The organism is Candidatus Nitrosopumilus sp. SW (genome assembly GCF_006740685.1).
Taxonomy (GTDB): Archaea; Thermoproteota; Nitrososphaeria; order Nitrososphaerales; family Nitrosopumilaceae; genus Nitrosopumilus.
This window is the reverse complement of record NZ_CP035425.1, coordinates 354218-373752: the sequence shown is the minus strand read 5'-3', so window position 1 is coordinate 373752 and position 19535 is coordinate 354218. Positions and strand designations below refer to the sequence as shown.

Annotated in this window: 28 protein-coding genes and 1 tRNA gene; 11 read left to right on the top strand and 18 right to left on the bottom strand. The window is 33.2% G+C overall.

The annotated features are described in order from the left end of the window. Positions 1–17: 17 nt before the first annotated feature. Together hemA and Nisw_RS02335 are read right to left on the bottom strand one after the other, a co-directional pair. Complete coding sequence (hemA, locus tag Nisw_RS02340) at positions 18–1283, bottom strand: glutamyl-tRNA reductase (RefSeq protein ID WP_185736650.1); 1266 nt, start codon at positions 1281–1283, stop codon at positions 18–20. Further along, the gene (locus tag Nisw_RS02335; protein WP_141976173.1) at positions 1280–1933 is read right to left on the bottom strand and encodes a bifunctional precorrin-2 dehydrogenase/sirohydrochlorin ferrochelatase; all 654 of its coding nucleotides are present in this window, start codon (positions 1931–1933) and stop codon (positions 1280–1282) included. The genes hemA and Nisw_RS02335 overlap by 4 nt, the downstream gene beginning before the upstream one ends. A gap of 101 nt (positions 1934–2034) precedes the next feature. Here Nisw_RS02335 and Nisw_RS02330 point away from each other — a divergent pair, with 101 nt between their 5' ends. Then, positions 2035–3051, top strand: a complete 1017-nt coding sequence (locus Nisw_RS02330; RefSeq protein ID WP_141978453.1) for an Lrp/AsnC family transcriptional regulator — start codon at positions 2035–2037, stop codon at positions 3049–3051. Here the strand turns inward: Nisw_RS02330 and Nisw_RS02325 are convergent. The 11 genes from Nisw_RS02325 to Nisw_RS02275 all read right to left on the bottom strand — a co-directional run bounded on the left by Nisw_RS02325 (position 3048) and on the right by Nisw_RS02275 (position 9657). Continuing rightward, positions 3048–3386, bottom strand: coding sequence for a hypothetical protein (locus Nisw_RS02325; RefSeq protein WP_141976171.1), 339 nt, complete (start codon positions 3384–3386; stop codon positions 3048–3050). The two genes, Nisw_RS02330 and Nisw_RS02325, sit on opposite strands and share 4 nt — an antisense overlap. Before the next feature lie 7 nt (positions 3387–3393). Then, positions 3394–4392, bottom strand: a complete 999-nt coding sequence (locus Nisw_RS02320; RefSeq protein ID WP_141976170.1) for an aldo/keto reductase — start codon at positions 4390–4392, stop codon at positions 3394–3396. 75 nt (positions 4393–4467) lie between these two features. Further along, entirely contained in the window at positions 4468–5145 is a 678-nt protein-coding gene (locus Nisw_RS02315) for a chlorite dismutase family protein (protein WP_141976168.1), read from the bottom strand. A gap of 45 nt (positions 5146–5190) precedes the next feature. Next, positions 5191–5403, bottom strand: a complete 213-nt coding sequence (locus Nisw_RS02310) for a DUF167 domain-containing protein (RefSeq protein ID WP_141976166.1) — start codon at positions 5401–5403, stop codon at positions 5191–5193. 29 nt (positions 5404–5432) lie between these two features. Continuing rightward, positions 5433–6203 (bottom strand): Fe-S cluster assembly ATPase SufC, encoded by a 771-nt coding sequence (sufC, locus tag Nisw_RS02305; RefSeq protein WP_141976164.1) that lies wholly within the window; start codon positions 6201–6203, stop codon positions 5433–5435. Between the two features lie 94 nt (positions 6204–6297). Beyond that, on the bottom strand, positions 6298–7254 hold the full coding sequence (locus Nisw_RS02300) for a transcription initiation factor IIB family protein (RefSeq protein ID WP_141976162.1): 957 nt from the start codon (positions 7252–7254) through the stop codon (positions 6298–6300). Beyond that, positions 7251–7499, bottom strand: a complete 249-nt coding sequence (locus Nisw_RS02295; protein WP_255430859.1) for an H/ACA ribonucleoprotein complex subunit GAR1 — start codon at positions 7497–7499, stop codon at positions 7251–7253. Before Nisw_RS02295 ends, Nisw_RS02300 begins: the two co-directional genes overlap by 4 nt. Before the next feature lie 95 nt (positions 7500–7594). Further along, positions 7595–7894 carry a signal recognition particle subunit SRP19/SEC65 family protein gene (locus Nisw_RS02290; RefSeq protein WP_141976158.1) on the bottom strand — a complete coding sequence of 100 codons (300 nt, stop codon included), beginning with the start codon at positions 7892–7894 and terminating at the stop codon, positions 7595–7597. 1 nt (position 7895) lies between these two features. Continuing rightward, positions 7896–8279: a 30S ribosomal protein S8e gene (locus Nisw_RS02285; protein WP_141976156.1), complete on the bottom strand. Its 384-nt coding sequence runs from the start codon at positions 8277–8279 to the stop codon at positions 7896–7898. A 68-nt stretch (positions 8280–8347) separates the two neighbouring features. Then, entirely contained in the window at positions 8348–8926 is a 579-nt protein-coding gene (locus tag Nisw_RS02280) for an SMC-Scp complex subunit ScpB (RefSeq protein WP_141976154.1), read from the bottom strand. A gap of 53 nt (positions 8927–8979) precedes the next feature. Further along, the gene (locus tag Nisw_RS02275; RefSeq protein WP_141976152.1) at positions 8980–9657 is read right to left on the bottom strand and encodes a chromosome segregation protein ScpA; all 678 of its coding nucleotides are present in this window, start codon (positions 9655–9657) and stop codon (positions 8980–8982) included. Positions 9658–9751: 94 nt separating this feature from the next. Between Nisw_RS02275 and Nisw_RS02270 the strand changes: the two genes are divergently transcribed. Beyond that, positions 9752–10804 carry an alcohol dehydrogenase gene (locus tag Nisw_RS02270; RefSeq protein ID WP_141976150.1) on the top strand — a complete coding sequence of 351 codons (1053 nt, stop codon included), beginning with the start codon at positions 9752–9754 and terminating at the stop codon, positions 10802–10804. Between the two features lie 46 nt (positions 10805–10850). Further along, the gene (locus Nisw_RS02265; RefSeq protein ID WP_141976148.1) at positions 10851–11600 is read left to right on the top strand and encodes a response regulator; all 750 of its coding nucleotides are present in this window, start codon (positions 10851–10853) and stop codon (positions 11598–11600) included. Here the strand turns inward: Nisw_RS02265 and Nisw_RS02260 are convergent. Together Nisw_RS02260 and Nisw_RS02255 are read right to left on the bottom strand one after the other, a co-directional pair. After that, on the bottom strand, positions 11592–12092 hold the full coding sequence (locus Nisw_RS02260) for an Lrp/AsnC family transcriptional regulator (protein WP_141976146.1): 501 nt from the start codon (positions 12090–12092) through the stop codon (positions 11592–11594). The two genes, Nisw_RS02265 and Nisw_RS02260, sit on opposite strands and share 9 nt — an antisense overlap. A 63-nt stretch (positions 12093–12155) precedes the next feature. Further along, complete coding sequence (locus Nisw_RS02255; protein WP_141976144.1) at positions 12156–12719, bottom strand: YkgJ family cysteine cluster protein; 564 nt, start codon at positions 12717–12719, stop codon at positions 12156–12158. Between the two features lie 84 nt (positions 12720–12803). On the opposite strand from Nisw_RS02255, the gene Nisw_RS02250 reads away from it, so the two are divergent. Continuing rightward, positions 12804–13115, top strand: a complete 312-nt coding sequence (locus Nisw_RS02250; protein WP_012214909.1) for a translation initiation factor eIF-1A — start codon at positions 12804–12806, stop codon at positions 13113–13115. A 45-nt stretch (positions 13116–13160) separates the two neighbouring features. After that, a complete protein-coding gene (locus tag Nisw_RS02245; protein WP_014962828.1) occupies positions 13161–13352 on the top strand; it encodes a cold-shock protein in 192 nt (63 codons plus the stop codon). A gap of 95 nt (positions 13353–13447) precedes the next feature. On the opposite strand, the gene Nisw_RS02240 is transcribed toward Nisw_RS02245, so the two are convergent. Further along, a tRNA-Tyr gene (locus tag Nisw_RS02240) sits at positions 13448–13574 on the bottom strand. A gap of 100 nt (positions 13575–13674) precedes the next feature. Between Nisw_RS02240 and Nisw_RS02235 the strand changes: the two genes are divergently transcribed. The 6 genes from Nisw_RS02235 to Nisw_RS02210 all read left to right on the top strand — a co-directional run bounded on the left by Nisw_RS02235 (position 13675) and on the right by Nisw_RS02210 (position 18905). Beyond that, positions 13675–14283: a hypothetical protein gene (locus Nisw_RS02235; protein WP_141976142.1), complete on the top strand. Its 609-nt coding sequence runs from the start codon at positions 13675–13677 to the stop codon at positions 14281–14283. A gap of 34 nt (positions 14284–14317) precedes the next feature. Then, positions 14318–14728, top strand: a complete 411-nt coding sequence (locus Nisw_RS02230; RefSeq protein ID WP_014962830.1) for a translation initiation factor IF-5A — start codon at positions 14318–14320, stop codon at positions 14726–14728. A 111-nt stretch (positions 14729–14839) separates the two neighbouring features. After that, positions 14840–15529, top strand: coding sequence for a diphthine--ammonia ligase (locus Nisw_RS02225; protein WP_141976140.1), 690 nt, complete (start codon positions 14840–14842; stop codon positions 15527–15529). Further along, complete coding sequence (locus Nisw_RS02220) at positions 15522–16850, top strand: signal recognition particle receptor subunit alpha (RefSeq protein ID WP_141976138.1); 1329 nt, start codon at positions 15522–15524, stop codon at positions 16848–16850. The genes Nisw_RS02225 and Nisw_RS02220 overlap by 8 nt, the downstream gene beginning before the upstream one ends. A 25-nt stretch (positions 16851–16875) precedes the next feature. Beyond that, a complete protein-coding gene (locus tag Nisw_RS02215) occupies positions 16876–18021 on the top strand; it encodes a tRNA pseudouridine(54/55) synthase Pus10 (protein WP_141976136.1) in 1146 nt (381 codons plus the stop codon). A gap of 170 nt (positions 18022–18191) precedes the next feature. Further along, a complete protein-coding gene (locus Nisw_RS02210; RefSeq protein ID WP_370510670.1) occupies positions 18192–18905 on the top strand; it encodes a hypothetical protein in 714 nt (237 codons plus the stop codon). Positions 18906–18917: 12 nt separating this feature from the next. On the opposite strand, the gene Nisw_RS02205 is transcribed toward Nisw_RS02210, so the two are convergent. Both Nisw_RS02205 and Nisw_RS02200 read right to left on the bottom strand, forming a co-directional pair. Beyond that, positions 18918–19091, bottom strand: a complete 174-nt coding sequence (locus Nisw_RS02205; RefSeq protein ID WP_141976133.1) for a 30S ribosomal protein S27ae — start codon at positions 19089–19091, stop codon at positions 18918–18920. Further along, positions 19091–19495, bottom strand: coding sequence for a hypothetical protein (locus Nisw_RS02200; protein ID WP_141976131.1), 405 nt, complete (start codon positions 19493–19495; stop codon positions 19091–19093). The genes Nisw_RS02205 and Nisw_RS02200 overlap by 1 nt, the downstream gene beginning before the upstream one ends. Positions 19496–19535: the final 40 nt, after the last annotated feature.

Below are 19535 nucleotides of genomic sequence, written 5' to 3'. Positions count from 1 at the left end.
TTGGGTAAAATATAATCCTAGTCAGTCTGTTCTTCTTTTTTATAGTCAAAGAGTTTGCTTGCTAAATCTACTACCTCTGGATTGCCTTGCTCAGAAGCTTTTCTGATATTGTTCATCGGTGTTGAAACAATGCTCTCAACTACTGCTTTAGTTAACTCATCGATAATTTTGATTTTTTTCTCATCTTTTTCGTCTAACATCTGAAGTGCCTTTTGCAACTCTTTTGCTCTAAGTGATTCAATGTTCTTGAACACATCTTTTACCAGTGGTTCTGCTTCCAGTCTTTTCATTGAGGCTTCTAATACAGATACTTCTTCGTTAATTATATTTTCAACGGTTTTTACCTTGTTTAATCTTGCATTCATGTTCTTTTCAACCATTTCTGCAATTTGATCAAGATTCATCAATTTTACTCCTCCAATAGTTGCAACTTTTTCATCCACTGTTCTTGGATTTGATAAATCCAAAATCATCATTCCTTTGTTTTTATCTTTCATTGCCTCTGTAATTCGTTCATATGTTACAAGAAAATATGGGGCAGTTGTTGCAACAAATATCACATCATAATTATCAAATCCTGAAAGAACTTCTTCAAATTTGACTGGATTTCCTCCCATGGTCTCACAAAATGTTTCTGATCTGCTAAGTGTTCTACTGGTAACATCAAATGCATAACCTCGTCTTTGTAATGATTTTGCAACTAGTGTGGAAACTTCACCCGTTCCAATCAATAATGTTTTTTTTGTTTTTAACTCATCAATGTTTTCTTCTGCAAGTTTTACTGCCATTGAACCTACTGATATCCCACCTTTACCAATTCCACTGGAGTTTCTGATTCTGGTACCTATCTTGATTGCCTTGTCAAATAATGTGTTAAGATGTTGACCTGATGCTTTTTTCTCTCTTGCAGAAGTAATGGAGTTTTTTATTTGACCTAGAATTTGCTCTTCTCCTAATACCATGGAATCCAAGCCTGAAGTTAGTTTCAATAAATGATGCAAAGCATTTTGATTTTCTTCTACTTCCATGTTTTCATCAAAAACTTGTTCTTCCAATTCTGTTAATGATGCCCATGTTTTCTTTATCTTGTCTATTTCTTGATTTTTTGATTTTCCAAACAATTCAATTCTGTTACATGTTTGAATTATGACACATTCATCTAATCCTGAATGTCTCTTGAATTGCTCATATGCCTCTTCAATGTCTTTTATTGTAAATTGTTCTAAAATATGGATTGGTGAATTACGAAAAGTCACACGTGCATTAATGATATTTTGATTCATTTCCAATTCCTCACTATTGTAATGGCTCTCTTTTCAGCTTTTTTCATCTGACCGTCTTTTATTAACTGATCAATCTCATTATCAGTCATGATACTGCGAAGGCATGCTTTTCTTTCTGTTATAGTTGCAATTTTCTCTTTTGCAATATCTCTTGCGATCTTTTGAATTTTGATTTGTCCAATGTCTTCTTTTGTAATGATTTTTTTAAACACCTCTTCTGATTTTTTTTTGAGTTTTTTTGACATTGCAGGACTTCGCCCTCCTGTGAAAATTGCAATTTGAATCATTTTTTCAAAATCAATTATGGCAGGATTTGAGAAATCACTTTCTTCAGGATTATCTGAACTATATGTAATGATTTTTTTCTTTTTTCCCGCATTGATGATTTTTTGATTTAATTTTTTATCATTAGTTGTTGTAATTATGATATCTGGGTTCAATTCTGAAATGAATTTAGTATCTTGGATTTTTTGTTTTATTAATTGAATTTTTTTTGATTTGACAAGTTTTGTAATTTGTGGAATGATTTTATCGCTAATTATTGTAATGTCACACCCCTGTCTAATCAAAGAATTGATTCTTTTTTGCGCTTCATTTCCGCCCCCAATCACAACTACTGATTTGTCTTGAAGGTTTAGGTCTACTATCATCGATCAAAAACCCTTCGATTTCTATTTATGTATTAAAATTTCTACATGTACTACCAGCTACATTTTTAATTGAATGAGGGAGTCCTTGTCATATGACATCTATGGATGAACTAGACAAAGAACTTCTTAATGAAATTCAATGGACATTTCCTCTTGTTACTAGACCTTTTGACGAAATTGCAAAGAAGTTTGATACTACTCCTGAAATTGTAAAAAGGCGTCTTAAACAACTTAAAGAAATTGGTGTTTTACGACAACTCAGTGCAATTTTTGATACTAGAAAACTTGGTTATACCAGCTCTTTGGTTGCTATGGAAATTGAACATGATAAACTAGAATCTGTTGCAAGTCAAATTAATCGACATCCTGGCGTTAGTCATAATTATGAACGTGATCACCAATTCAATCTTTGGTTTACTTTAGCTGTTCCACCCGGCTCTGATTTGAAAACAGAACTTGATAAATTCAATGTGTTAAAAGGAATTAAAAAAGTACGAATGCTTCCTACTTTACAACTCTTCAAAATTGGTGTAAAATTAGACATGGTTGATGAAAAAAAACATGATGTTGCTCCAACTGAAGAAAAGAAAGAAATCAAAAATGTAAAATTTGAACCAACTGAAGAAGACAAAAACTTCATCCGTGAATTGCAAAAAGATATGGATATCGTCGATGAACCCTTTGTCAAAGCAGCAAATAATCTTGGAATAACTGAAAATGAATTATTTGAAAAGATGAAACACTATGAAGAAATTGGAGTGATGAGAAGATTTGCTGCCATATTAAGACACAGACAAGTTGGATTTACTGCAAATGGGATGATTGTATGGAAAGTTCCTGAAGATAAAATTTCTGATGTTGGTGCACAACTTGGTGCTTTTCCTCAAGTTAGTCATTGCTATGAACGTCCTACATATCCCGACTGGCCTTACAATGTTTTTTCAATGATTCATTGTAAAACTCATGATGAGGCAAATGAAATGGCAAAGACAATTCAGGATCAAATTCATGTTGATGATTATAAAATTCTCTTTAGTTCACGTGAATTCAAAAAAACTCGTGTGGAGTATTTTGTTGAAAACTCTTTCTCTTTAGAAGAAAAAGTCCCTGCTTCCTAAATCTCATTTTCATCATGTCCTACGACATGAATTGTACAAAAATATTGGTCGTTCATATTGCAATAAAATAATGAACTTTCCCCACACTCTTTACATGGAGGTTTTTCATCATGTTCTGATAATTTCGTGTGGTAAATCTTACTTCTACTTGTAATAGTGGAATCTTTGTAAATTCGTGTTAAATTAGTATAATATTCTAATTCTCCTTGGTTTAGAGGAATGTCTTTTTTTATTTTTTTAATTATTGCTTCCCATTTTTTGTATTCTCCTATTTTGGCAAGCTTCATTCTTTCTATAACTTCTAGAGTTTTTTGAGAATCTATTGAAAAATCCATTTGCAAATTAACTTGCTTGTGGTGTTGCTTTTAATTCGTATTCTGGCCATGTGTTGTACAAATCATCAATTTCTTTCATATCTGAAGAACTCAAATATTTTCCATCAGAAATTGCTGCAAACATTTCGATTTCTTCTTCACTTACAACAGTAGGTAACACTGATGCAATCTTATTCTTTGATAAAATGAATTTAATTGCAAATTCTGTAATGTTTAATCCGTTACGTTCTGCAATTGGTCTGAATTGTTCTACTTTTTCTAATGCTGATTTTCTCCATTCCATCTTTCTATCTTTTCTATGATCATTTGCTGGAATTACAGTATCTGCTTTTACTTTTCCAGTTAGAATTCCTGATGCATCTGGAACTCTAACAAGAATTCCGACGTCTTCTTTTTCAGCTTTTTGAATTAACTCATTTCCTGGAGTCTGTTCTAAGATATTGTAAACTGTTTGAATTGATGATATGCTTTTTCTATCCATTGCTTCAAGCCCTTCTTGTGTCCATCCTATTGCTGGACCCAATGCAACTTGAGCTGCTCTGATCTTTCCTTCATCCATTAATTCATCAATAGTCTTGAAGGTCTCATCATTTCTCACATGATGTAATTTTGGATTGTGCAATCCTAATGAATCAAGATAATCTGTTTGCAATCTTTCTAAACATGCATCAACTGCTTTTCTTGTATATTCTGGACTATAGTTTTGTGGTAATTCTGCATGTCCGATTTGCTCAACATTTGAAAAATCATAACCATATTTTGTTGAAATAACAACCTCATCTCTCATTCCTTTGAAAACTTCGCCGATTAATTTCTCACTTTTTCCTTTCCCATACATATCTGCAGTTTCAAAATAATTAATTCCTAAATCATATGCTTTTTTTAGCATTCTTTTAGCTTCATCTTCTTCAACTTTTTTTCCCCACCAATCTAAAGCAATACTCCATGCACCAAATCCTATCTCAGAAACTTCGATTCCACTCTTACCTAGTTTTTTGTATTTCATCTTTCACACCTTGATTTTAAGAGATGTTTAAAATTTCTTCATTTATGTTTATCCGCTATTTGCACCTTTGAAATTCTATCCTAAACTGGAAATTAGTGGCACAATATCCTTTTTGATACAAACAATCATGGGAATGTCATTTTTTACGTATGATGAAACTTGGGTTTCCCTCAAATCCATTATCAAGTCTTGAAAGTCCCTAACATTGTCAACTTCAAATGCTAACATAAAATCTTCATCATGAATTCCAAACGAGTATGTTGTGTTTAGAATTACTTGTGGATATTTTTTACTAACTTCAATATGTTCATCCATTATCTCTTGTCTTTTTTCTTGAGGTAAGAGATACCATTCTCGAGTTTTTGTAAATGGATATACTATCACATGTTTTTTTGGCTCCATTCCTGTAACGAATCCATGTTCTTTCCCTTGTCCTTTTACATAGATTGATGGCCTTGAACATGATAGATATGTTCTAGATGGAATGATATATTTTCCAAAAACAGTTTTGTATAATTTTTCGATGGCCTTTTGAATTTCTTCTAATGAATTTCCAACAAACCATAGTAGAAAGTCTGCATCATCTCTTAATCCTAAATTAGAATATGCCCTATATCTTATTCCTGAGTTTTTTAAAATGTTCTCTACTTCTTTTGCAGATTCTTCTTTTGCTAAATCTGCCATCCATCTCCATTTTGGATCAACTTTGAAAAATGAGAAATTGAAATAATATTGCTCATTATTCTCTGACATGTTCTGTACAATTTGAAAACCCTATTTAAACAAAAACTAGATTTTCTACTGTGAGATTTCTATGATTTTTTCTTTTGATTTATGCCCTGACTTTATTTTAACTTGTGATGTAGTAACTCCAAAATGTTTTGCGATTTTTTTGATGACTTCTTTGTTTGCTTCCCCTTTGATTGGTTTTGATTTTATTCCAATAGTTATTTCTCCATCCTCGACTTGAAAAAATTCTTTAGAAAACACTACTTGAACTTTGTAAATCAATTTGATAATGAATTTTTTTTACAATTTAATCATGCAGTTTGTTCTAAAACCCAATCATACCCTTCTGATTCGAGTTTGTCTGCAAGAGATGCATCTCCTGTTTTGAGAACTTTACCTCTTGCAAATACGTGAACAAAGTCAAGTTTGTCTAGGAATTTTAGAATTCTTGCATAGTGTGTAATGACAATCACTGTTGCGTCTTTGCCTGAAACTTGACTAATTGCTTTTGCAACTGCTTGAACTGCGTCAATATCTAAGCCCGAGTCAGGTTCATCTAAAATTGAAATTTTTGGTTTCAGTACTGCCATTTGTAATACTTCTGCTCTTTTTTTCTCTCCTCCTGAGAAACCCTCGTTAAGATATCTTGAAAGAAATTCTTCTTTTAATCCAACTTTTTCTAAATTCTCTTTAAGATATTTTTGAAATTCTCTTACTGTGATAAACACTTCTCTATCATCACCTTCAAGTGCTTTACTTAGAGAGTTGTAAGCTGTTCTGAGAAAATGAGAAAATCCTACACCTGAAACTTCTGTTGGATATTGAAATCCTAAGAATAATCCTTTCTTTGCTCTTTCATCAGCAGTTAATTCTAAAATACTCTCTCCGTCCAATAAAATATCTCCTTGTGTTACTTCGTATTTTGGATGTGCTAGTAATGTGTAAGCTAATGTACTTTTTCCTGAACCGTTAGGTCCCATAATGGCATGAACTTCTCCAGGTCCTGTTTTCAAATTAACTCCTTTGAGAATTTCTTTTCCTTCTCTTGTTACATGAAGGTCTTTGATTTCAAGAACTGCCATGTTGCGCAATGTTTTGTTTCTATATATAATACCGACGAAATTTAGCTAATCCTAACGTGTAGTTTTGATAATAAAATGAAAAGAGGGGGGGGTGTTAATATTTGGCCAGAGATGGTCTCAAAGTAATTTTGAGTTTGTAATTTGTTAGAATCTCTTTACATCTATTTCTGATAGTAACTTCAGTTACTCCTGCAATACTTGAAACGTCTCTTTGGAGCACGTTTTGACCAAGTAGGACTGATGACACATAGAGATATGCTGCAGCAATTCCATTTGGAGCTTTTCCATCTGCAATGCTACTGTCTTTTGTTTTCTCTGCTATTTCTAAGGCTAGTCTCTCAACTCTGACCTCAGTTTGTGTCATGTTTGCTATCTTTGAGATGTATTTGTCCATGGTTACAACTGGGGCAGTTAATTGTCCCATTTCCATTACCATGGTTCTATAGTATCTTGCTGCAAGTTTTGTTTTTGATTTAACATCTTTTGGTGGACATATTCCACGAATAATTTCTTCTAGTGATCTTACTACATCACATTGTTTGCATGCCATGTAAATTGTAGCTGCTGTAATGCTTACTACTGACTTTCCCTTCACATCAACATGTCCATCCAAGTTTCTGTATATCATAGAAGCAGTCTCCAACACATTCTTTGAAAGACCTAGACCATCACATGTTTCTCCCATTTTTGTTAAAACATTTGCAAGTCGTCTTTCTTTTGGTGTGGACACTCTTACTCTTTGTTGCCACTTTCTGAGATTGTGCATTTGGTTTGCAACTTCGTGGTTGATTGTTTTTCCACTAAAGTCCTTTGTACTAATTGCTATCTCAGTTGTAATTCCCAAATCGTGTTGGGAATAAGTTGTTTGTCCGGTTGCTCTTGCTAACTTCATTTTGTCTTCGAGATTCGAACTTATTGTTTCTGGACCATAATCTGCTACTTGATCATCGACTACTACGCCACAACCAGAGCAGATTATTTCACCGTTCTGCATGTCATTAACTACTGTTGCCTGACATTCAGGACAGTTTTGTTTTTCTAGTATGTTCATTTTCTTCTTCTCCTAAATTTTTTCTTTGAATTGTCAGGAGAATGTTCTGTTGCGAAAACACTTTTGCCAATGTATTTTTTGATGTTGTTTGTTAACGGAGTTGCGGATGCAAATGGTCTCCTTACTGGACCAATCAATTCCATTACTTTTGCAACTCTAGTTCCCTTTTCGTCGCAGAGTATCTGTCCTTCAACTAATTTGTTAGATAGTTGAATGATTACCCTGCCACTACCGGCTAGGTGCATTATTTCGCCTACCTCCTGCAATTAAAAACACTAATCATGATATTCTTATCATAGACTTCTGTCAACTTTACTTTAGCTAAGAGCTAGATTTGATTTTATTTTGATTGTTTGGACCTTTTTGCAACAAGTTTTTCGGAAATTTTGTTAAGAATTTTTGTCTTGGAGGATCCTTTTGGTAAAACAATGTATCCTGACCTGACAAATGGTCTTTTAGGAAATCTTACTTTGTCATCTGATTCTGTGATTTCAAACCCTGCCGATTTTGCTGCATCCATCAATTCTTTCAATGAAGGATCAAAAACACATCTCTCTAATCCTAATCTTCTACCTTTTGATTTTTTTAAATTCTTGTTGAAATAATCCAACCAGATTACGATGTGTTCGTAATCCTTCATTTTATTCCTTAACTAAAATTGCGTTAACGATTCCGTTTTGTCCTGGTTTTGAAACAACTCTGCATTTACCTTCTTGTGTTTCAAGTATTGCACCTTTTGTAATGATGCCTCTTCTTTTGTAATCATTGTTTGTTGCATTGTCTAATACTTTGAGAATTTTTGTTTTCTTTACTTTTGCATCTCCTGTTGCAAGGTTAACAAAATCAATTGTTTTAACAGCTGTTTTTCTATTCTTTCCACGAACATGTCTTGTTACTGTTACTTGAGCTCCTGTTACAGCTTCATTTGGATATCTATCAGTTTCATACTTTCGTCTAATTCTAAGTGGATGTCTTCTTCCTCCAGTTGTTTTACTGGTTGCTAAATTCTCTACTGATTTTCTCACGAAAACTTGTCTGAATCACTCTAATTTATACAAAACGCAAAAAATTAGCCTTAAACTAAAAAATTTGCTTAGTTTACTTCTGATGCTATTTGAGGTACAGGATTTGTATGTCTTGCACTTGCAGTTTTTCTTACCTTTGAGAATAATCTCTGTTTTAGATCTTCAACATCTCCTTGAATTCCAAAATATTTTTGGAATTTTTCTGTTGTAGTGTAAATTTTGATTCTGCCAACATTTTGATGACTTATGTAATCTAGTTGTCTTAGTTCTTTCAAATGTGCATAAACTCCAGAACCTCTAACTTCTACAAGTTGTTTTGATGATATTGGTTGTTGATATGCAATATATGATAATGTCTTAAGGGTGGCATTTGGAAGAACTGGTTTTGAAGCATATCTTTTGACTGTGGCGCTATATTCTGGTTTTAGTTGCATTACATAGGATCCATCCGGAAGTATGACTACTTCAAGTGCTTTAAAGGCAGACTTTGTCTTTTTCATAATGTTTTGAAGAATTTCTAATGTCTTTGTTCTTGACTCTGTGCCTGAGGCTCTAATAATATCTTCTACTCGTAGAGGTCTGCCTGCTGAATAAAGTGCAGCTTCTACCCTAGCTGTTGCCTCATCCATGTTTTCGATTTTAGCCAATTATTTGTCCATCCTTGAAAATATAGTTAAAGAAACCCTTTCTTCATTTTTGATCAGTTTGTTAATTCTTCTTTTATCATTGTGATTTTAATATCATCTTCAACTTGCTCTAAATCCACTTTTTGATCTCTTGCCAAAAACAATATTGCAAAGAAACATCTGATTGAATCTACTGCGTCTAATTCTGCAATTATATTTTGGAGTAATCCAAATCCTGTACTTGCAATTTTTTTCATAACCAAGTCTTCGTATTTTCCAATTATACTCTCAAGTGAAATAAAATATTCTTGAAAGTCTGGTGCTTCGATTGGCTCGATCTCCACCTGTCTATTTCTTCTTGATTGAGGGTTTGCAATTGTACCAATCAGATTTTGTAATAATCCTAACAAATCATCTAATGATACTGGATATGTTGATTCGTGTCTGTATGGCATGTCGATTAAATCAATATCTACATCTGTTCTTTGGTGCATTGGTTTTTTCTGCATTGCTGCTCGTTGTAATGCAAAAATACTTTCAACTTTCATTCTGTAAATCAGTGATGATGATAAAGCTGCCATTCCTGCTACTTTGAGATCTTTCTTACCTGATTTTTCAAGAATTTTTATTAATAAATTCAAAATTTGGATTAAATCAATCTCCCACACGTCTTTTTTAACAACTGATTGAGGACTAAAGAGAATGTTTACTGGTTCTTGAGAAATACTATCGGGTGTAGGTGACTCACTCACACAAATATTCTCTTCCTATTCAATAATATCTAAGGGCTCTATTTTTTTCTCATTTCCAGTCAACTCTTATATTGTTAATCACAAAAGTCATTTCATGAAATCTGCTCGAATTCCAGGTCCAAATGAACCTCTTACGATATCTGAATCTGAAAACCCAAAACCTTCTGGAACTCAAGTTTTACTTAAGGTAAAATCTGAGGGTGTATGTCATAGTGATTTGCATCTGTGGGAGGGTGGATATGATCTTGGGGATGGTCAATTTTTGAAAGTTACTGATCGAGGTGTAAAGTATCCTGTAACACCTGGTCATGAAATTGTTGGAACTATTGAAGAAATTGGAGAAAATGTTTCTAATGTTTCTGTAGGTGATGATGTACTAGTTTTTCCATGGATGGGTTGTGGTGAATGTCCTGCATGTAAAGTTGGAAATGAAAATCTATGTGATACTCCAAAATCAATGGGATTATTTCAAAATGGTGGTTATTCTGATTATGTTTTAGTTCCTAATTCTAAATATTTAGCAAAACTTGATGGTGTTGATCCTGATTCTGCAACTTCTCTTGCATGTTCTGGACTTACTGCATACACTGCTATCAAAAAAGCAAACCAAAATTCTCCAGAATTTATTGTAATTGTTGGAGCTGGTGGATTAGGATTGATGGGTGTTCAAATTGCTAGTGAGATCACTGATGCAAAAATTATTTGTGTTGATTTAGATGATGCAAAATTAGAAACTGCCAAAGAAATGGGTGCTCACTTTACTGTAAATTCTAAAGATCCTGATACTGTTCAAAAAATAATGTCAATATGTAATGATAAGGGCGCAGACAGTGTTGTTGATTTTGTTAATGCTCCTCCTACAGTAAAAACTGGTTTGACAGTATTGAGAAAAAGAGGAAATCTTGTTTTAGTTGGATTGTTTGGTGGTTCTTTGGAGTTGTCTCTTGTTACTGTTCCACTCAAATCAATTACAATTCAAGGTGCATACACTGGAAACTATAATGATATGGTGGAATTACTTGCGCTTGCAAGAAAAGGAACCATCAATCCAGTTATCTCAAAAAGATATTCTCTTGATGAAGCAAATACTGCATTAGAAGATCTTAAAGCACGTAAGATCCTTGGACGTGCAGTTATTAACCCATAATTGATTATTGTAAATCTTATTAAATCAAAAAACACTATGATGAATATTGGATGTTAAAACTGGCAGTGAAGTTGCATTAGCTCATCTAAAAAATAAACAATTCATTACTGCTCATACTTTATTTACCAATCAAGCTGAATCTGTAAAAAAATCAGAACCTGTAAAGTCTGCATTACTGTATTTGTTAGCTGCTGAATGTAAAAAACAACATGGAAAAGAATCTGAAAATGAAATCACAGAAGCTGGAAATTTATTTTTGAAATATTCTACACAAAAAGATGCAGATAATGTAAAGGGTGCATTACTTTGTGCTTCTAAATGTTTTTTGAGTTTGGGAAAATTTGACAAAGCAAGAGATACTTATCAAAAGGCAAAAACAATGTTTTCAGAACCTCTTCAAATTACAAGACCTATTGTAATTATTGATGACAGTAAAGCTATAGCACTAAAATTACAAACTTATGTTGAAAAATTAGGTTACTCTGATATTCATGTTTTTGAAAATGGCAAGACTGGTGTTAAAGGATGTAAAAATTTATTCTCTGAAGGAAAACATCCTATACTTCTTTTAGATATGGGGTTACCTGATCTAGAAGGTGATGCTGTTGCAGAAAAATTACTTAAGGAAAAATTAGATTTGCAAATTGTAGTAATTACTGCTGATGAAAAAACTACTGAACGTGTAAACAAAACACTTAGTTCTGGTGTATCTGCATTTATACAGAAACCTTTCACTCTTGATGAAGTCAAAAAGGCAATAGATGTAGCCGAAACTGAATATGCTCTACTACAATAATAAAAGTGACATATTGAGAATGTTTACCTCTCTGATGTCTATTTCATTAATTCTATAATCAATTAACTCTTCAGAAAACTTCTCTACAATTTTTTCTGATGTGTTATCTTTTTCAGATTCAATTTGTACAATTACTTGCATATTCCACTCTCCTTCCATATTTGCAACAAGAACGTAATTGTTTAATTTTTTAACAAATTCTATAATGGAATCTCTAACTGTTTCAAGTGATTTTGATGGTTTTAGTTTCATCATAACTGATTGATACTTGTTAATTCCAGAAACATCTGTTAGAACTGCTTTGTATCCTTTGATGATTCCACTTTTCTCCAAACGCTCTATTCTTTTTCTAATCGTTCTGTCCGAAACATCATGTCCTGACTTTTCTAATTCTGAAGCAATTTCCTTTGATGGCGTTCTTGCATTGTTGTTAAGAATTTCAATGATTTTTTGATCTACTTTGTCTAAATTAGACCAAGCATCTTCACTCATACTTGTTATGAATTCTCATGCCTTTTGTATTTTTGGCTAATTCTATACCTGTGCCATGAATGTCTATTCTTCTAAGAACCAACCAGTTTCAAACAGATTGCTATCTTGGTCTTCTCCAACCTCTGTTGCAAATCTCCAAATAAACGGCATCTCTGTATTCATATGTTCTTTGATTTTTAACAAAGACTCAATTTCAGAATTTAGATTCTCATTTGCTGTTTTGAACTCTTTACAAAATTTACATTTTTCATCAAGTGTGATTGGTTCTGATTCAATTAGTGGGTATGTTCTACATGCAAGAGGTCTATCCTCATAAATTTTACATGGGAATCCATTATGGGGTGATTTGTTTCCACTTTTTGTATCTAAGAACGGACAAGTATTTCCATTTTTTTCAATTCCCATCATTTGATATGCTAAAATTTTAGTTGGAATTGTGTCTCTATCATTTGAAATTCCTATTCTAGGTAAAATTTTGACATCTACATTATTTTCCTTTGCTAATTTTTCCATTCTTTCTTTTTCATCTGGTAATATGAGCACTCCAATCTTTCCAAATTTTTTACTGGGATAGTATTCTCTTTCAATGCAGCATTGAGAACACTCATCAATACAATGGAATTCCATAATTTCTTTCTGATTTTAACGCATAAAACTTATTGTGAAAATCAAAAACCTATCAGTTATATGCTAATAATGTAAATTACTATCATGGGTAAGCGCCAAGTTAAAAGTGAAAGTGCATTAAAAGAAATCCGTCTTCCTGAAGAAGGTGAACTCTTTGGCAGAGTTCTCAAGATGCTTGGTGGTGAAAATGTCTTAATCAAATGTACCGACAATGTTACAAGACGCGGTAGAATTCGAGGAAAATTAAAGAGAAGAGTTTGGATAAGAGATAATGATATTGTAATTATTGCACCATGGGACTTTAACGAAGCTGAAAAAGGCGACATTGTTTGGAGATTTACACTTCCACAAGTTGAATGGCTAAAGGAAAATGGACATATTCCAAAAGATTTCTAATTAAATACCTTAGTTAATATAGTGAGGAAATCATTTCAAAACTAAATGGAACAAGGTACCGTAAAATGGTTTAACCGTACTAAGGGCTTTGGTTTTATTGAAAGAGAAGGTGGAGACGATCTATTTGTTCACAAAACAGATGTAGACGGATTCATCAACGAAGGCGATAAAGTCGAGTTTGAAATCGGTGAAGGCAAAAAAGGCCCAGCAGCACAAAAAGTCAAAAAAACAGAGTAGACAATGAATTTTTAATTTAAGATTTCATCTTATGTTTTCTTAACCTAGTCTATCTTTTTATTATTTTTACAATTATTTTTTTATAGAATATTATGTGGTCCCGCGGGGCGGAGTTGAACCACCGACAACCCGGTTTCTGTATGCCTGATATGCTGTTATTCGGTCAGCCATCTAAAGCCAACAACTACAGCCGGAAGCTCTACCAGGCTGAGCTACCACGGGACAAGAAAAACGAAGTTTACTGCTATTAAAAAACTATCGTAGCGATTTGATCGACTTATCAATATAAGCATAAATACTCTTCAAAAATGTTGATTGTTTAATGTCTGAACTAAAACTATCTTATTCTGGTTATGTTTGTGCCCCTTATCTTCATACCCATGAGTCAATTGAACTAAAAGAATTATGGTTGAACTCAAAAAATATTGAAAGATTGTATTTTGTTACTGGTACATTTTCATCTGAAAGCAAACCCTATTTTTCAGATTCTACTAACCATTATCTTTTAGCTAAATTCAAAGACAGTGCAAAAATTACAGATGATCTTGTTGAAAATAATCAAGAAAAAACATCTTTTGTCTTTAATGTAAAAGACGATCTATTCCAACATGAAGTTCTAGGGGATGTCAATTTTGTATCTGTCTATTATTTGGAATATGGTGAAGATGACGATGTTTCTGAAATTGCTCATTTATTGGTAAAAAAAGACCAAATCGAGTCTGCAGGAATGGGAAACATGGAAACATTTTGTAAAAATCCCTCCAAATTCACATTCCCTTATTCTGAAAATATCATTGTTATTGAAGTTGCCAGTGAAAAGAGTCATCAAAGTGTTAAAAAATACTGTGATCAAACAAGACGTGATGCTAACAGAAAAGGCCTTGCAATGACAAATTTGATGAGCCTTTCAATTTTAGAACAACTAAAGTAGAAAAGTTAAATATTCGACCAAAAACTATTTTTGCATGAGCAAACCTTCTGATCTTGGTTCATTAAAGATTGGGTCTTACATTTTACTGCCACATTCAGATCAACCAAGTGGCGAACCATGTAGAATCGTAGAATATGATACATCAAAACCAGGAAAACACGGTGCAGCAAAAGCCAGAATTGTTGCTGAGGGTATTTTTGATGGTCAAAAAAGACCACACGTAGGACCTGTCAGCATGCAAATCCATGTACCTATGATTAACAAAAAAGTAGGACAAATTATCTCCATGACTGGTGATACTGTTCAACTAATGGATTCTGAAACTTTTGAAACAATTGATGTTACATTGATTGATGATGAAGTTAAAGGAAAACTAGAAAACGGACAAAATGTAGAATACTGGGTTGTAATGGACAAAACTAAAATCATGCGCATTAAGACATAGTCTGGATGCTGATGATTATCGGAAAAGCCGTCTGATTTATGATGACGATTATGAGTGTTGAAGCGTCCTTTGAATAAACTTAAACAATTGTTGGATTGATTTTTTTATAAAATGAAACTTGCTTCTCTGTTTTCTGGTGGAAAAGACAGCACTTATGCTATACATTTGGCACAAAAACAAGGGCATGAAATTAAATGTCTTCTAAGTGTATTTACAAAATCTGACGAAAGTCACTTACTTCATCACCCAAATATACAATGGACAAAACTACAAGCAAAATCAATGCAAATTCCACAAATTACAATTGATTCTAATTCTAATGATACAAAAGATGAACTTTCTTTATTGGAAAATTTACTAAAAACTGCCAAAAATAAGTATGATATTGAAGGAATAGTACATGGTGGAATCAAAAGTAATTTTCAAAAAGAAAAATTTGAAAAAGTTTGCTCAAAATATGGTTTGACTGTAGTTGCACCTTTGTGGGGTTTAGAGCCTGAACAATACATGAATGATTTACTTGATGCAAACTTTGTTTTCATTATGATCACTGTGTCTTCTGATGGATTGGATGATTCGTGGTTGGGAAAAACAATTGGACATTCTGAAATTGAAACTTTAAGAAAACTTTCTGACAAGTTTGGATTTAATTTAAATTTTGAAGGTGGTGAAGCTGAAACATTTGTAATTGATTGCCCTTTATTTTCTAACTCGATCAAAATTAATCGTGCAGAAAAAAAATGGGATGGTTATAGAGGAAGGTTTGAAATAGTGGATGCGGAATTGAATTACAATGCTTGATGGACTTAAGAGTAGTTTAGGTGACGCAATCAAGAAGATTGTAAAATCCTCAGGAATAGATGAGGAATTAATAAAAGAACTCTCAAAGGATGTTCAAAGAGCCCTATTACAATCTGACGTTAACGTGAGATTGGTACTTGAAATCACAAAACACTTGGAAGAACGTGCTCTCAATGAGACTCCCCCTCCAGGCCTGTCTCGAAAAGATCACATTGTCAAAATTCTATATGATGAACTTGCAAATCTACTTGGAAACGAATCTGAATTTGATTTTAAACCTGGAAAACAAAACAAAATCATTTTGCTTGGAATTCAAGGGAGTGGTAAAACCACTGTTGCATCCAAACTTGCTAAATTCTTGACTAGGCAAGGATACAAAGTTGGTGTTATTGGAGCTGATACCTACCGCCCTGGTGCATTAGTACAACTAAAAACAATGTGTGAAAAATCAAACGTCGAAGTATACGGTGAAGAAAATAACAAAGACTCTCCTAGTATTGTAAAAAATGGTCTAAAACATTTTGAAGGGCAACCATTGGATGTTATTCTGATTGATACAGCTGGACGTCACAAAGAAGAAAAAGATCTTCTTGAAGAGATGGATAGAATTAACAAAGTTGCAGATCCTGATTTAGCACTGCTTGTAATTGATGGAACAATTGGACAACAATGTTTCAATCAAGCTGAAGCATTTCATAAAACAATTCCTGTCGGTGGGGTAATAATTACAAAACTAGATAGTTCTGCAAAGGGCGGTGGTGCATTAGCTGCATCTGCTGCAACTGGTGCACAAATTATGTACATTGGTACTGGTGAACGAATTGATGATTTAGAAAAATTCTCTCCAACAAGGTTTGTTGGACGTCTGTTAGGGATGGGTGATATTCAAGCTGTTTTGGATTTGGCAAAACGTTTGGAAAGTGAAAGTGATGATGATAGAATGAAAAGAATTTCTAGTGGAAAAATGAACATGGAAGATTTTCTTTCTCAGTTAGAAGAAGTAACTAAAATGGGTTCGTTGCAGGGAATTCTTGAAAGTATGCCTGGTCTTTCTGGAATGGTAAAAGATGACCAAGTAAATCAAATGGAAGATAGAGTTTCAAAATGGAGATACATTATTCAAAGTATGACTACTCAAGAAAAGGCAGACCCAGAAGGATTGTTGAATTCCTCTAGAATCAAAAGGATTGCACGTGGTTCAGGTTGGCCTGAGGGTGAAGTTAAAGAATTGATGAAAAATTATAAAAATTCTAAGAATATGATGAAGGCCTCAAAAGGTAGACAGATGCAAGGCACTCTTAGAAGAATGGGATTGGGCTAACCGTAAAAACGATCTTCCCTCTAAAATGACTACTTATCAGAAAATTATTCCCATCGCAAACCAAATATTAAAAAAATATGATTTATGTGAACATTGTCTAGGACGGTTGTTTTCAAAACAACTCCATCTTTCATCAAACAAACTTCTTGGAAAAAAACTAAAGAAAAATTTAAAATCTGCTCAAAGATGTTACATTTGTAAAAATCTATTTGATAATTTGAATTATTTTTTGAATATGATGCTTGATTCTGCATCTTCCTACTCTTATTCTTCATTTAGTGTTGGTGCAATAATAAAACCCTCAATTATAGACAGAGATGATATTGTACGGTCTAAATACAAACTAAAAGGAATTGATGGAATAAAGACTGATATCACAAAAGAATTAGGAAAACTGTTTTCTAAAAAAACCCAGAAAACATTTGATTATTTGGATCCTGAAATTGTTTTTACTGTCAATCTAAAAGATGAGTCTTGTGATATAAGATCCAAATCTTTGACTCTATCTGGAAGATATGTTAAATCGATACGAGGTTTTTTGCAAAAACAAAAATCTTGTTCAAATTGTTCTGGTAAAGGATGTAGAATTTGTGATTTTCATGGAATCACTGAGTATGATAGTGTTGAAGGAGAAATATCCCAATTTCTTTTTAAAAAATTAGGTGGAACCACTGCTAAATTCACCTGGATTGGTGGTGAGGATAAATCAAGCTTAGTTTTGGGTACGGGACGACCATTTTTTGTCAAAATTCAAAACCCTCACAAACGAAATCTGAGAGTATCTTCTGTAAATCTAAAACATACCAAAGTTAATAATCTGAAAATTGTTCTTGACTCTCCAAAAAAACCTCTGAAATTTAATTCATCAGTTGAGGCAAAAATTTCCACTTCTTCAAAGATTGATTCGAAACTTTTGCAGAAATTAAAAAATCTCACTCAAAACCCTATTGTTGTTTATGAGAAATCTGGAAAACGCTCTGAGAAAAAAATATTTTCCATAAAACACAAGAAACATGACGATACTTCTTTTACATTATTTTTCAAGTTTGAAGGCGGCTTACCTGTAAAACGGTTTGTTACTGGCGATGATGTTTCTCCTGGAATAAGTCAGACTCTTAATATTCCCTGTAAATGCCTTGAATTTGATTTTCATGACGTTGAAGTAAAATGATAACAATTAACTAGCTCTGAATATTTCAAAATGTCATGCCGATAAGAAAAAAAGGTAAACATCAAAGACATGCTGATCAAAGAGCAGAAACACGAAGAAAAAAGAAAGCAAAATCTGGAAAACCTAGATCTTAATCAAATCAACCTTTTTACATTCAAAATTGTCGAGGGATGATATTGGATCCACTAGTACGCTTCAAAGATGCACATTCTAAAGGAATTATTCCTGATGATGTGTATGATCTTACACTCAAACGTTTTCCAATTACTATTGCAGGAATTAACAGAATTGAAAAAGCATCTGGAATACGTTATCCTGTAGCATATGTGGAACCCTCTCTGGTAATCTCTTCTCCTAATCCAAATTCTTATGAATATGGAATTTTATTTGCAAGAACTATTCCTGTTGTATTTGAGGATAAATTTCAGGTTGTCATTCAAATTTCTGCACCTCTGGTGGCATATGGTCTCAAAGGTACAATACATGCAATTTTGGCACATGAGTTTCTACATTTTTTAGAATTAATAAGAAAAATTTCAAAGATGGAGTTGCTATCCGATGAAATCTCTGGAAATCTATTTGAAAACGTATACAGTGACGAAACTAGGTTGTTTGAACCTAGAGTTGTATTCAAAGATCGTACATTGTTAAATCACATAACAAAAAAATTTCCAGCTGGGTTCCGTGATTATAAACTTGAAGATAAGGTTACAAAATTTTGGATTGATCGAAATCTTCCTAAAACTAACATTTCTTTAGATTCAAACACTGTAAAATTACCTGCAGATGCTCTTTCAAAAATTAAACTTGATCCTGCATTTGTTTCTAAAATTGAACAATTAGAAGAAAAGAGTTCTAAGATACGTAAAAAGAAATTATATTGATTTGAAAATATTTTATTGATTAAATTCTGTTAATCCACATTTTCCGCATGTGTGTCTATCTTTGTGTTCAGACATGAAAACTCCTTTACCACATCTTGAACAAATTTTTTTAATTCTTGAAACTTTGTCTCCGTCTACTTTGTAGTATGAATATACATTTGGACTGGAACCTTTCTTACCTGCCATTATTCAGTTTTCTCCTCTTCTTTGGATTCTTCAGCAGGAGCTTCTTCAGCAGGAGCTTCTTCAGCAGGAGCTTCTTCAGCAGGAGCTTCTTGTGCTGCTGCTTCGGCTTCTGCAAGTTTTGCTTTTGATTTTTCTAATCTTGAGAAAATTGTTGGGTTTACGTGTTTTTTAGCCAATCCCTCATCTTCATAAACAAAGAAAGTTCCTGTTACAATTGGCTTTCCAACATGAGTTTGTAATCTCATTGGGATCACTACTTTACCATCAAGTTTGAATTCTTTAGTAATCATGTCTACTGCCTCAAGTTTTTTGAGTTTTCCTGCCAATCCTGCAAAATTACATGTAAGCTCTCTTCTGGATAGGAAGGTGTTATCTACGTCTGTAACGGTCTCAATTATGGACATGTACCCAAAATCCTTTAGATATTTCATATAAACCTTGATT

Bases quoted from the DNA above. Each gene is read 5' to 3' on its own strand.
- hemA (WP_185736650.1), bottom strand. From the start codon at position 1,283: ATGAATCAAAATATCATTAATGCACGTGTGACTTTTCGTAATTCACCA.
- Nisw_RS02335 (WP_141976173.1), bottom strand. From the start codon at position 1,933: ATGATAGTAGACCTAAACCTTCAAGACAAATCAGTAGTTGTGATTGGG.
- Nisw_RS02330 (WP_141978453.1), top strand. From the start codon at position 2,035: ATGGATGAACTAGACAAAGAACTTCTTAATGAAATTCAATGGACATTT.
- Nisw_RS02325 (WP_141976171.1), bottom strand. From the start codon at position 3,386: ATGGATTTTTCAATAGATTCTCAAAAAACTCTAGAAGTTATAGAAAGA.
- Nisw_RS02320 (WP_141976170.1), bottom strand. From the start codon at position 4,392: ATGAAATACAAAAAACTAGGTAAGAGTGGAATCGAAGTTTCTGAGATA.
- Nisw_RS02315 (WP_141976168.1), bottom strand. From the start codon at position 5,145: ATGTCAGAGAATAATGAGCAATATTATTTCAATTTCTCATTTTTCAAA.
- sufC (WP_141976164.1), bottom strand. From the start codon at position 6,203: ATGGCAGTTCTTGAAATCAAAGACCTTCATGTAACAAGAGAAGGAAAA.
- Nisw_RS02300 (WP_141976162.1), bottom strand. From the start codon at position 7,254: ATGAACATACTAGAAAAACAAAACTGTCCTGAATGTCAGGCAACAGTA.
- Nisw_RS02295 (WP_255430859.1), bottom strand. From the start codon at position 7,499: ATGCACCTAGCCGGTAGTGGCAGGGTAATCATTCAACTATCTAACAAA.
- Nisw_RS02290 (WP_141976158.1), bottom strand. From the start codon at position 7,894: ATGAAGGATTACGAACACATCGTAATCTGGTTGGATTATTTCAACAAG.
- Nisw_RS02270 (WP_141976150.1), top strand. From the start codon at position 9,752: ATGAAATCTGCTCGAATTCCAGGTCCAAATGAACCTCTTACGATATCT.
- Nisw_RS02260 (WP_141976146.1), bottom strand. From the start codon at position 12,092: ATGAGTGAAGATGCTTGGTCTAATTTAGACAAAGTAGATCAAAAAATC.
- Nisw_RS02255 (WP_141976144.1), bottom strand. From the start codon at position 12,719: ATGGAATTCCATTGTATTGATGAGTGTTCTCAATGCTGCATTGAAAGA.
- Nisw_RS02250 (WP_012214909.1), top strand. From the start codon at position 12,804: ATGGGTAAGCGCCAAGTTAAAAGTGAAAGTGCATTAAAAGAAATCCGT.
- Nisw_RS02245 (WP_014962828.1), top strand. From the start codon at position 13,161: ATGGAACAAGGTACCGTAAAATGGTTTAACCGTACTAAGGGCTTTGGT.
- Nisw_RS02235 (WP_141976142.1), top strand. From the start codon at position 13,675: ATGTCTGAACTAAAACTATCTTATTCTGGTTATGTTTGTGCCCCTTAT.
- Nisw_RS02230 (WP_014962830.1), top strand. From the start codon at position 14,318: ATGAGCAAACCTTCTGATCTTGGTTCATTAAAGATTGGGTCTTACATT.
- Nisw_RS02225 (WP_141976140.1), top strand. From the start codon at position 14,840: ATGAAACTTGCTTCTCTGTTTTCTGGTGGAAAAGACAGCACTTATGCT.
- Nisw_RS02220 (WP_141976138.1), top strand. From the start codon at position 15,522: ATGCTTGATGGACTTAAGAGTAGTTTAGGTGACGCAATCAAGAAGATT.
- Nisw_RS02215 (WP_141976136.1), top strand. From the start codon at position 16,876: ATGACTACTTATCAGAAAATTATTCCCATCGCAAACCAAATATTAAAA.
- Nisw_RS02210 (WP_370510670.1), top strand. From the start codon at position 18,192: ATGATATTGGATCCACTAGTACGCTTCAAAGATGCACATTCTAAAGGA.
- Nisw_RS02205 (WP_141976133.1), bottom strand. From the start codon at position 19,091: ATGGCAGGTAAGAAAGGTTCCAGTCCAAATGTATATTCATACTACAAA.
- Nisw_RS02200 (WP_141976131.1), bottom strand. From the start codon at position 19,495: ATGTCCATAATTGAGACCGTTACAGACGTAGATAACACCTTCCTATCC.